Source organism: Flavobacterium sp., assembly GCF_044373165.1.
GTDB lineage: Bacteria > Bacteroidota > Bacteroidia > Flavobacteriales > Flavobacteriaceae > Flavobacterium.
Window position 1 is genome coordinate 1 of the sequence record NZ_JBILQL010000078.1, and the last position, 11,661, is coordinate 11,661.

Here is an 11,661-nt window from a genome sequence, read left to right on the forward strand (position 1 = left end):
GCCGAAAAATAATACTAAAATCTTTTTCATTCAATTGAAAATAGCGTGCAAATATAACAATTCTCAGTACTTATATAGCATGAATTTCGGATTTCTGCCAAATAAATTAAAGTGCTGATAACTACTAAGGTTAGCAAGGTTCTTTTCTAAAACGATTTTTTTAGAATTGTAGTATGATGTAGTGGTATTTTTTTTCTAATTTCTCTTGTCTTCGCCCCAAAGTAATTTGTTGCGTAGGGTTTTGAAAAAAGTTTCTTCAGGGATTTCAACCATGTTAATGTGAAAAGGTGTTTTTTTAATTTTCAGCACAGCATTGTTATTGACAGAAGTTATCCTAGAGTCCAAAGAAACCAAGTATTGTTCTTCTCTACCCGAAACTTTTAAAGTAATTTCTGTATCATCGGGGATTACCAAAGGTCGGGCATTTAAATTGTGCGGCGCAATAGGGGTAATCACTAAGGCTTTTACATCCGGGGTTAAAATAGGGCCGCCGCAGCTTAAAGAATATCCGGTTGATCCGGTTGGAGTAGCAATGATTAAACCATCTGCCCAATAAGAGTTTAAATATTCACCATTTAGAAAAGTTTCAATGGTGATCATCGAGGTTGTGTCTTTTCGGCTTACCGAAACTTCATTCATGGCAAAGTTGATGTCAATTTGCGAAAGCGAAGGCGTGCATTCCATAGTAAGTAATGAACGCTCGGTGATGGTGTATTTCTTTTCTAAAACTATTTGCAAAAACGACTCGATATTTTCTTTTTGAACTTTAGCCAAAAACCCTAATCTTCCTGCATTTACCCCCAAAATCGGAATGCCTGAATCGCGCACAAAAGTAGCGGCTCTTAAAATGGTACCGTCACCACCAATGCTGATCAAAATGTCAAAGCTTTTGTCTAAATCATGGTGTGAAGAAAAAGTGTTGTATTGTTTCTCAACAATTTTCTCCTCGTATAAAATCTTCAGAAATTTTTCTTCAATTACCATTTCTACGTTGTTTCTGTTGAAAAAAACAAAAATATCCTTGATAATGGGTCGCGTATCGTTTTGATAATATTGTCCGAAGATGGCAACTTTCATAGGGTTTAGATTTTACTTTGTACCTCGTATTTCTAAATTCGTACTTTAAATTACAGGTTTAAATATTTGTCCAAGTATTCCGAACGTTCTTTGAGCGTATTCAAATAATCATCTTCATGGTGCTCGGAAATAATGTCATAATTATAGCGTCTGAAAGATTGGATGATTTCATTCATACTGCCCAAAGTAATTTTAATCGTTACTTGCACTTTTTCCACATTGGCTTCCGATACAAAAACACCCAATAGTTTGCCGTTATTGCTTTCTACAATTTGGGCAATCTGACTCATCGAATAATCGGCAGCCGGTTTTTCAACTACTATTATCCCGCCGGTTTCCTTTAAGAAAGGTGTTTCGTTTAAAAATTTAATTACATCGGTAATCTCATAATAACCGACATATTTATTGGTTTCATCCAAAATCGGAACCGCATTGGCATTGTTTCGGGCAAAAACTTCCAGAACATCCAACCAAATCATCGTAGTTCTCACAAAAAATCCTTCCAAAGCATAACGGTAATCGACTATGCTTTTTTGTGCCTCAAATGTTTCCGCATCAACCGCAGAGATACAACCCAAATACACTCCGTCATCTAAAACAGGAAAGTGTGAATAAGTGCTGTCGGCAAAAAAATCCTGAATATCCGCTACGGTTTCTCGACTCGAAAAAGGTTTAAAATCGTTGTTGATGTATTCCGAAAGTTCTCTCATGTATTCTTTTCTTTAGCGACTGCAAAATAATCAAATTTTGGGACATGCGTACTTGCTTAACTTTGTATTTTTGTGTAAAAATTAATTTGCCGCTGATTTCTCAAACAGTTTTAGTTCTAAACTGAAAAATTTGTGAATGGGCGGTTAAAAATCCAAACATGACAAAACTTAGCGTAAACATCAATAAAATTGCCACTTTAAGAAATGCCCGAGGCGGCAATGTGCCCAATTTATTGCAAGTAGCCAAAGACCTTCAGCAATTCGGTGCCCAAGGGATTACCATTCATCCGCGTCCCGACGAAAGACACATTCGCTACCAAGATGCCCGAGATTTAAGACCTATTGTGTACACCGAATTCAATATCGAAGGCAATCCGCAACACAATTTCATCGATTTGGTCTTGGAATGTAAACCCGAACAAGTGACTTTAGTGCCCGATGCTATCGGCGCCATTACGTCTTCAGCCGGTTGGGATACGATTCAGTTTCAAGATTATTTAACCGATGTTATTGCCGAATTCAAAAGAAACAACATCCGAACTTCCATTTTTGTCGACCCGATTTTGAGCATGGTTGAAGGCGCCAAAAAAACCGGTACAGATAGAATAGAATTGTACACCGAAGCCTTCGCTCACCAATTCACTTTAGGCAACAAAGCCGGTATCGAACCTTATGTAAAAGCGGCCGAGTTGGCCAACGAAATAGCGTTAGGTATCAATGCCGGACACGATTTGAGTTTAGACAATATCCAATTCTTCAAGCAAAATATTCCCGGCCTATTAGAAGTCTCTATCGGTCACGCCCTAATTTCAGAGGCTTTGTACTTAGGCTTGGACAATGTAGTCAATATGTATTTGCAAAAATTGAAATAATTAATTTAATCAGATTTTAGAAAGCGCTCCTTCAATCTCTGCGTTTCTCTGTGAATCTCTGTGTAACTTTTATGCTTTATTCAAGAATAGAAGGCGAAGGCCAGCCACTCATCATCATCCACGGATTTCTCGGCATGTCCGACAATTGGAAGTCCTTCAGTTCGCTCTATGCCGCGGAAGGTTTTCAAGTGCATTTACTCGATTTAAGAAACCACGGAAGAAGCTTTCACTCAGACGAATTCAGTTACGAGCTGATGGCTAATGACGTTTTGGACTATTGCCAACACCATCAATTGCAAAATATTAATGTAATAGGTCATTCCATGGGCGGCAAAGTAGCGATGCTTTTGGCCACAACACATCCGGAATTGGTAACAAAATTAATTGTAGCCGATATTGGTCCGAAATACTACGCGCCACACCATCAAGATATTTTAGCCGGATTGAATGCGGTAGATTTTTCGGAGAAACCCGACAGGAATCAGGTAGAAGAAACCTTGTATCCGTTTATTCCCGATTTTGGCACACGCCAATTTTTAATGAAAAACCTCTATTGGATAGAACCGGGTCAACTGGCTTTCCGATTTAATTTACCCGTTTTTAATGCCAAAATTGAAACCATAGGCGAAGCTTTACCGTCGACCAATCATTTCAACAAGCCGACCATGTTTATCCGTGGCGGCAATTCGAAATATATTTTAGACAGCGACGTACCCGAAATTCAAAAACATTTTCCTAATTTTAAATTAGCTACCATACCCAACGTCGGCCATTGGTTGCATGCCGAGAATCCCAAACTGTTTTTTGAGGAAACAGCTGCATTTTTAAAATAATCATATGAGAAAATATTATAGTGGTTTACAATTGATCATAATTTTGGTGTTGCTAACTGCTACAGTGTATTCTTTTGTAAGCTATAAAAACGAAACCGATTTTAACGCCAAACTTCAATTGGTGTAAGCCAAAGTCAAAAAGAAATTTTGTGAGACTTCTGTAATGATTAAGAGAAGAAAAGGCAAGAATGACCAAAAAAGTATTTTGGTTTCCTATAATAACAAAGACTATTGGATTCACTATTACAGTAGTCAAGAATGCAATCAAATCGGCAACAATGTCAAGTTATATTATCATCCGGAAGAAGATGCATTCTTTAAAAAGAAAACTTCAAACAAAGACAAAGTATTTCTTTTTGCTATTTTAGCATTGGTTTCTTTAACGCCATTAAACTTGTTGAGTTCAAAAATGGACCAAAAATCCAAAAAGAAGAAGAAAAAATAAAAAACCTTTTACTCATGAAATTACTTTTCAGAATACTAATTACCGCCATTTTAGCCTTGGTCATATCCAAATTAATGAAAGGCGTAATCATCGACGAGTTCACTACCGCGTTAACCGTAGCCATCGTTTTGGGATTGCTCAACTTTTTTGTAAAACCCATATTGGTGCTGTTTACCTTGCCGGTTACATTTTTTACACTAGGCTTATTTTTACTGGTAATCAATGCTATTATAATTCTCCTTTGTGATGAATTTGTTGACGGTTTTGAAGTCAGCTCTTTCTGGACAGCCATGCTTTTCAGTATCATCTTATCGCTTTCGCAATCCTTGGTGTATCAAATCACCGGTGATACAAAATAAGACCGTTAAAATCAACAAAATAAACTTGGTTGGGTGGCATAAATGTTATACTTTTGCCACCCAATTTTAGTATGTAAAAACACAAAAAATGAACATCACAAGAAATAATGTAGACGCGTTAAATGCTGTAGTTACTGTTGAAGTATCAAAATCGGATTACGCAGAAAAAGTAGAAAAAGTATTAGCAGATTACCGAAAAAATGCTGCCATCCCGGGATTCAGAAAAGGTGCCGTGCCAATGAGTTTAATCCAAAAGCAATACGGAAAAGCAGTATTGTTGGATGAAGTAAACAAATTGTTGCAAGAAAACTTGAACAACTATTTGGTGGAAGAAAAGTTAGATATCCTAGGCAATCCGCTACCTAAAGTAACTGAAGATTTCAATTGGGATGTGGAAGATTATAAATTTGAATTCGAATTGGGTTTAGCACCGGAATTCAAAGTGGATTTGACTGCTAAAAACAATGTGGTGCAATACAAAATCGTAGCCGACGATAAAATGTTAAACGACCAAGTAGCGCGCATCCAAAAACAATACGGAAAATTAATCGCTAAAGATACCGTTGAAGCCGGAAACGACGTTTCAGGGATTTTCGCCAACGAAGAAAAAGGGATCAATAACAGAACAACATTGTCACTGGACGTTTTTGCCGATAAGAAAACTGCAAAAGCATTCATCGGTAAAAAAGTGGGCGATGTGGTAACTTTAAAAACCAAAGGGTTATTCGATGATGATCACAAATTGATGGATTATTTGGCCGTAGGTCATGATGATGTTCACGGTTTAGATATCGAAGTAACGTTTACCATAGACGAAGTAAACACACACGAACCGGCTGTTTTAGACCAAGAATTGTTTGATAAATTATTCGGACCTAAAGTGGTAACTTCTGTTGACGAGCTAAAAGCCAAAATCAAAGAAGACGCCGAAAAACAATTCGCCCAACAAGCCGATCAAAAATTCTTAAATGATGTAACCGAGTCATTAATCGCCAACACCAAGTTCGATTTACCGGCCGAGTTTTTGAAAAAATGGATCCAGTCTGCCGGCGAAAATCCGTTAACTGCGGAAGAAGCTGAAGCGGAATACACCAAGTCTGAAAACGGTTTGCGTTACCAATTGATCGAAGGCAAAATCATCACCGAAAACGGTTTGCAAATCACTTTCGACGACTTAAAAGCCTACACGACTGAGCTCATCAAAAAACAAATGGCTCAGTTCGGTCAAATGAACCCAACCGACGAAGATGTGCAAGGTATCGTAGCCCGCGTAATGTCAAACCAAGACGAAGTGCGTCGTTTGTCAGAACAAGTAATGAACGAAAAAATGCTTAACTTGTTCAAAGACAAGGTGAAAGCCAAAACCAAAGAAGTAAACTACGACGAGTTCATCAAAGCCATGTACGGCGAGTTGAAACACTAAAAGATTATTTACTATATTTGAGCGTCAAAGTAATTTGGCGCTTTTTTTTTAAGAAGCTTTTTCCGGCTATACGTTCCAATCTTTTTATTGTTGTCACCCCGAAATTGTCGAGTGATTTTTGTCAAACAATAAAAAGGATTTCCACTGCTATCCGGGCTAGGTTCCAACCTTAAGCGACACATTGTCATCTTTTAAAAAAGGCACAACCTTTGACTTCAAGCATTAGTTTTCAATATACAACGTATAACTTACAACTTACAACCAAAATGGATTACGGAAAAGAATTTAAAAAGTTTGCGACCAAAAAGCACGGCGTAAACAGTCTGTATTACGATAAAATCGTAGGAAGCATGACCCCTTACATCATCGAAGAACGCCAATTAAACATTTCGCAACTCGACGTGTTTTCGCGTTTAATGATGGACAGAATCATCTTTATGGGAACGGGTGTCGACGATTATATGGCCAACATCATCCAAGCGCAATTGTTGTTCTTAGAAAGTGTTGACGCTTCTAAAGACATTCAAATTTACATCAACTCTCCGGGTGGCAGCGTGTATGCCGGTCTCGGAATTTACGATACCATGCAGTACATCAAACCCGATGTTGCCACTATCTGTACCGGTATGGCAGCCTCAATGGGCGCCGTATTATTGTGTGCCGGAGCCGCCGGGAAACGTTCGGCTTTACCACACTCAAGAGTCATGATTCACCAACCGTCAGGCGGCGCACAAGGCGTAGCTTCCGATATGGAAATCAACTTAAAAGAAATGTTGAAACTGAAAGACGAATTGTACCAAATCATTTCACAACACTCAGGCCAACCTTTCGATAAAGTGTACAAAGACTCGGAACGCGACTATTGGATGATCGCCGATGAAGCCAAAGAGTACGGAATGATTGATGAAGTGTTAAGAAGATAAATATGTCGAAAGTCAAAAGTCCGAGGTCAAACGACTTTAGACTTTATGACATTAGACTTTAGACTAAAAGAATGGCAAAACAAGTTTTAGAATGTTCCTTTTGCGGAAGAAAAAAACCGGAGACTAATTTATTAATCGCTGGTATTAATGCGCATGTCTGCGATCGTTGTATCGAACAGGCTCATGGCATTGTGATGGAGGAATTAAAAGGAAATGCCGTAAAACAATCGGCCGATTTGGTGTTGAAAAAACCCAAAGAAATTCGTGCGTTTCTCGACCAATACGTAATCGGGCAAGACCAAACCAAAAAAGTCATGTCGGTAGCCGTGTACAATCACTACAAAAGATTAATGCAACTCCAACATGAAGAAGACGTAGAGATTGAAAAATCCAACATCATCATGGTCGGCCAAACCGGAACCGGAAAAACTTTGGTGGCCAAAACCATCGCTCGTATGTTAGATGTTCCGTTAGCGATTGTAGATGCCACCGTTTTAACCGAAGCGGGTTACGTGGGCGAAGACGTAGAAAGTATTTTAACGCGTTTGCTGCAAGCGGCTGATTACGATGTGGCCAAAGCGGAAAGAGGCATCGTATTTATAGACGAGATTGACAAAATAGCCCGCAAGAGCGACAATCCTTCTATTACCCGTGATGTTTCCGGTGAAGGCGTGCAACAAGCATTATTAAAATTATTGGAAGGAACCATGGTTAACGTTCCGCCCAAAGGTGGAAGAAAACACCCTGACCAAAAATTTGTGGAAGTCAATACCAAAGACATCTTGTTTATCGCTGGTGGCGCTTTTGACGGCGTGGAAAGAATCATTTCCAAACGATTGAATCGTCAAGCAGTTGGCTACAGCACTTCAAAAAATACTGATAGTATTGACAAAGATAATTTGTTGCAATACATCATCCCGAAAGACATCAAAGATTTTGGATTAATTCCGGAAATCATTGGTCGTTTGCCGGTGTTAACTCACATGGATCCGTTAGACAAAGCCACGTTACGCGCCATACTAACCGAGCCGAAAAACGCACTAATCAAACAATATGAAAAGTTATTCGCCATGGATGAAGTGAAATTCACCATTACTGACGAAGCTTTGGATTATATAGTAGAAAAAGCGTTAGAGTACAAACTCGGCGCGCGCGGACTGCGTTCGTTATGCGAAGCCATCCTAACCGATGCGATGTACGACTTACCAAGCTCGGAGGAAAAACAACTCCACATCGATTTGGATTATACCCACGATGCGTTGACGAAAAACTTATTGAAACGTTTAGAAATAGCGTCATAAAAGAATATCCCGATTTACATCGGGATTCTTTTTTTATACAAAGCCTTGAATTATTTTGAGGAGTTCTCCAAGACTAATTGGGCAATTTTTTGGGTTAGCAAGGTTGGCGAAATACAATCACAGTTGGTGAATCCCAACACATAAATGGCTTCATTAGGCAAGTAAACGCCCATCGATTTGTAACCGAAAATGCTGCCGCCATGTTCTCTGGACAAACTGTTATTTATTTTTTTGAGGTGCCAACCATAACCATAGTTTATCGCTTCGCCATTGTTGAGTAGGTAATTGTCGAATAATTTTTGGGTATTTTCTTTGTTCAATAAGGTGTTGTTGTTTAAGGCCATTTGCCATTTCAGCATGTCCTTCAAGGTCGACATGATGGCGCCGGAAGCAAAGGGAACGCTGTAATTAATCACCGTTTTGTTGACATAACCGGTTTCTTTTTTCTGATAGCCGGAAGCTCTTTTTAGGATGACTTGCCTATCGGTCGCATAACCGGATTGCGTCATGCCGATTTTTTGGAAGATGTTTGTTTCTATAAAATCTTCATAACTCATCCCGGAAATGATTTCCAATAAGTATCCCAAAACAACGTATCCTGAATTATTGTAATCAAATCGCTCTCCGGGCAAAAAGTCAACCGGTTCATTTTTAAAAAAGTCTACCATCATTTTGGGCGTCATTTCTTTCTGAGCAATGTCTTTAATAGATTTCATTTTGGTAAAATCTTTGATGCCCGAAGTATGTGTCAACAAATGATGAATCGTGATTTTATCACCCGCAGGAAAATCAGGAATATACTTTGACAACAAATCATTAGTGTTTAATTTGCCTTGCTCTTGGAGCATCATGATGGCAACGGCCGTGAACTGTTTGGTCATCGAACCAATTTGGAAAACATAATCCGTTGTTAACGGAACCTCTAATTCAAGATTGGCTTTTCCAAAAGCATTTTGATAGATGATTTCACCTTTTTTTGCAACCATAAACACACCGCCGGGACCATTTTTATCTTTGATTTCTGGCTGAATTAATGCCTCAATTTTTTCTGAAAGACTCTGAGCAAAAACCGGAGTAGGCAGTACAGTAGCAAAGACTGATAGTAAAGCTATAAAGCCACTTTTAAAATGGTATTTTTTCATTTTTCTATGATTTTAAAAGTTCATTATTTCATTAAACCACCACCGGAACGGTTTTTTTCAATATTAATTTCTGTGTTTTCTTTAGACAAACTTAAATCTCCAAAATTATAGGTCAACGATATTCTGAAGGTACGGGTGTCTTGTTTTTGGTAAAACTTAGTTTCTAAATTGGGAGAAGAAATCAAAGCATTCACCTCATTGCTGTTGAAAACATCAAAACAATGCAAGCCAACTTTCAGATTTTTGTTCAGGAAATCTTTGTTGAAGGAAATATCAAATTGCTGAATCGGTTTGGTGATTTGGTAGATTTCCCAAGTACCTTTCGGTAAAATGAAATAAGTCATGGTGTTTTTTATGTCCCAAGGCAAAATAAATTGTGCTTGTGCCGAATAGTTCCAAATGGGTTTGTTTTCAAATGAAAAAGTATAGCCTTCCGTTGTGGTTTTGATGTAATTCACATTAAAGAAAATGTAATTCATCTTGTCCATGTTGTTCATGCGCTTTTGGAATTCTTCTTTGCCTTTAAAAAAGTAATCCAGTGGTACCGGAAACGAAGCAAAGAAACTCAAGGTTTTAACTTTGTCAAACTGTTCGAAGGTTTGCGTGCTTACCAATTCACCCGGTTCGGCGGTTAAAATAAAATTGTTCCTGTCGCGCGCAATGGTATAGTTTCCACCCAAACTCACAAATTGGAAAGCTGTTAGTTTCAACTCAAAGTTGTCAAAAAACGCGGGATCTAAAAACGGATTGCCTTGTGAAGTATTGTACTGGTCGAAGTTGGCAAAATTATTCGGGTCTAACACATTATAATCAGCTTGGAAAATTTTCTTCGAGTAGGAAGCCGACAAGTTCATGTTTTCGCTAAACTCATACAAAGCGCTGGCATTCGGGAAGAAATTGGAGTTGGTAAAATCAACTTCGGTTTCCGTGCCGTCCTGAATGGCCAATCGGTCCACTTTGTAATCTTCAAAGCGAAGTCCGGCTGTTAAACTCAACTTTTTGATTTTTTTTCGGGCTTCTACGTAGAAAGCCAAATTGGTTTCGGTGTAATCAAAATCGATAATGCTGTTCACGGGCGAATTCAAATTGTAAATGCCTTTGTCGTTTACTTTAATTGAGTTGTATTTTCCACCGGTGTTTAAAGACAAATCAAGACTTTTAAATGGAATAGCGAAGTCGTATTTTAAGTAATAGTTGGTCAAATTAAAATCGATTTTACCATTGTAAATGGTTGATGTTCCATTGTTTTGACCATTGGAAACCGTATTCGGATTTCGATTGAAAAAGTTGCTGTAGGCAATAATGTCCAAGGTTCTGCCAATGGTGTCTAACTTGGTTTTGAACTGCAAACTCAACTCGTTGTTACTGTTCTTTATCTTAGACAAACTGTTATTGGTGAAATCAATACCGCTTCCTATAGTGCTGGCATCTCCGGTAATTCGGTCATTACCCAAATTCAAGTTGTAATTGAGCAATAAATTAGATTTTTCACTTAATTTATAGTTAGTTCCCGTTCTCCAATAAAAATTTCTATTGGTAAGTTGGGCAAAATTCTGCTGGTATAATCGTTCGTTTGGGGAAAAAGAGGTGAAGGTTTGATCGTTTCTGTTTTTGCTTTCGCTGTCGATATAATTGTACCCAAACATGGTTTGCCAACTCAATTCTTTTACTTTTCCGTTCAGCAAAATTTGCGGACTGGGTTTTTGGTATTGGTTGAAATTGTAATTGATGTTGAAGCTGGCATTTAATCCTTTTTTGCGTTTGGTACTGGTTACAATATTGATGATTGATCCACTGGCATCGGCGTCAAAAGAAGCTCCTGGATTGTAAATCATTTCTACTTTCTCGATAGCATTAGCGGGTAAAGTCGACAAGTAATTTTGCAAATCATTACCACTTAAGGTACTCGGAGCGCCATCAATATAAATGGTAACACCGCGACTGTTTAATGTAATAGTTCCGGTTGGTGAAGTAATAATACCGGGCAATTTTTTTATGGCTTCCAAACTACTACCGCTGTTGAGCATGGCATTGTCTCGGACAGTAATGGTGGTCTTGTCGGATTCGACTTTAAGGTACTGTTTTTTGTTACCGTAAATCGTAACCTCTTTTAATTCATTCGGATTTTCTGAAGTTTTTTTCTCCTCAGTTTTCGGTGCTTCTTGCGCAAAAGTAAAAGCAGTCGCAAGCATGCACAATGCAATACATATTGATTTCATTGGTGATTGATTTGTGAGCTTTGGTTTCCCAAGGCTCGTTTGATTGATGATTTTCTCCGCTGCGCTCCGAACAATTCGGCTTCGCTTCGGGTGATGATTGTCTTGTAAGACTTTCAACACATCCAAATGTTACATATCCAATGAAATTTTTTAACAAATATTTTTTGATGAAGTTATCTCGAGTGTTGGTTTTTCAATATCACATCGACTCGGGCCACAACCTAATCTTTTTGGTCCACAAGAGGTTAGAAGACTTATGAATACTATTATAGCGAGGAGTTTTTTCATTTGAATTTTGAAATTTTGAACTTGAAATTTATTTGGAATTTGTTATTTATCTTTTGGAATTTCAACCTG

General features: G+C 38.2%; 12 protein-coding genes. 8 read left to right on the forward strand and 4 right to left on the reverse strand.

What is annotated here, in order from left to right:
* Nucleotides 1-195: 195 nt before the first annotated feature.
* Together ACIQ32_RS09725 and ACIQ32_RS09730 are read right to left on the reverse strand one after the other, a co-directional pair.
* Complete coding sequence (locus ACIQ32_RS09725; RefSeq protein WP_396195493.1) at nt 196-1,077, reverse strand: NAD kinase; 882 nt, start codon at nt 1,075-1,077, stop codon at nt 196-198.
* Nucleotides 1,078-1,127: 50 nt separating this feature from the next.
* Nucleotides 1,128-1,787: a CBS domain-containing protein gene (locus ACIQ32_RS09730; RefSeq protein ID WP_396195494.1), complete on the reverse strand. Its 660-nt coding sequence runs from the start codon at nt 1,785-1,787 to the stop codon at nt 1,128-1,130.
* A gap of 158 nt (nt 1,788-1,945) precedes the next feature.
* On the opposite strand from ACIQ32_RS09730, the gene ACIQ32_RS09735 reads away from it, so the two are divergent.
* The 8 genes from ACIQ32_RS09735 (at nt 1,946) to clpX (ending at nt 7,943) form a co-directional block, all read left to right on the forward strand.
* Nucleotides 1,946-2,659 carry a pyridoxine 5'-phosphate synthase gene (locus ACIQ32_RS09735; protein WP_396195495.1) on the forward strand — a complete coding sequence of 238 codons (714 nt, stop codon included), beginning with the start codon at nt 1,946-1,948 and terminating at the stop codon, nt 2,657-2,659.
* A gap of 71 nt (nt 2,660-2,730) precedes the next feature.
* Nucleotides 2,731-3,492, forward strand: a complete 762-nt coding sequence (locus tag ACIQ32_RS09740; RefSeq protein ID WP_396195496.1) for an alpha/beta fold hydrolase — start codon at nt 2,731-2,733, stop codon at nt 3,490-3,492.
* Between the two features lie 4 nt (nt 3,493-3,496).
* Entirely contained in the window at nt 3,497-3,619 is a 123-nt protein-coding gene (locus ACIQ32_RS09745; RefSeq protein ID WP_396195497.1) for a hypothetical protein, read from the forward strand.
* 36 nt (nt 3,620-3,655) lie between these two features.
* Nucleotides 3,656-3,937: a hypothetical protein gene (locus tag ACIQ32_RS09750; RefSeq protein ID WP_396195498.1), complete on the forward strand. Its 282-nt coding sequence runs from the start codon at nt 3,656-3,658 to the stop codon at nt 3,935-3,937.
* 14 nt (nt 3,938-3,951) lie between these two features.
* A complete protein-coding gene (locus tag ACIQ32_RS09755; protein ID WP_396195499.1) occupies nt 3,952-4,296 on the forward strand; it encodes a phage holin family protein in 345 nt (114 codons plus the stop codon).
* A gap of 88 nt (nt 4,297-4,384) precedes the next feature.
* On the forward strand, nt 4,385-5,719 hold the full coding sequence (gene tig / locus ACIQ32_RS09760) for a trigger factor (RefSeq protein ID WP_396195500.1): 1,335 nt from the start codon (nt 4,385-4,387) through the stop codon (nt 5,717-5,719).
* Nucleotides 5,720-5,985: 266 nt separating this feature from the next.
* Nucleotides 5,986-6,642, forward strand: a complete 657-nt coding sequence (gene clpP / locus ACIQ32_RS09765; protein ID WP_396195501.1) for an ATP-dependent Clp endopeptidase proteolytic subunit ClpP — start codon at nt 5,986-5,988, stop codon at nt 6,640-6,642.
* A gap of 71 nt (nt 6,643-6,713) precedes the next feature.
* A complete protein-coding gene (gene clpX, locus ACIQ32_RS09770) occupies nt 6,714-7,943 on the forward strand; it encodes an ATP-dependent Clp protease ATP-binding subunit ClpX (RefSeq protein WP_396195502.1) in 1,230 nt (409 codons plus the stop codon).
* Nucleotides 7,944-7,993: 50 nt separating this feature from the next.
* On the opposite strand, the gene ACIQ32_RS09775 is transcribed toward clpX, so the two are convergent.
* Both ACIQ32_RS09775 and ACIQ32_RS09780 read right to left on the reverse strand, forming a co-directional pair.
* Nucleotides 7,994-9,085 carry a serine hydrolase domain-containing protein gene (locus tag ACIQ32_RS09775; RefSeq protein ID WP_396195503.1) on the reverse strand — a complete coding sequence of 364 codons (1,092 nt, stop codon included), beginning with the start codon at nt 9,083-9,085 and terminating at the stop codon, nt 7,994-7,996.
* A 23-nt stretch (nt 9,086-9,108) separates the two neighbouring features.
* The gene (locus ACIQ32_RS09780) at nt 9,109-11,304 is read right to left on the reverse strand and encodes a TonB-dependent receptor domain-containing protein (RefSeq protein ID WP_396195504.1); all 2,196 of its coding nucleotides are present in this window, start codon (nt 11,302-11,304) and stop codon (nt 9,109-9,111) included.
* Between the last annotated feature and the right edge of the window lie 357 nt (nt 11,305-11,661).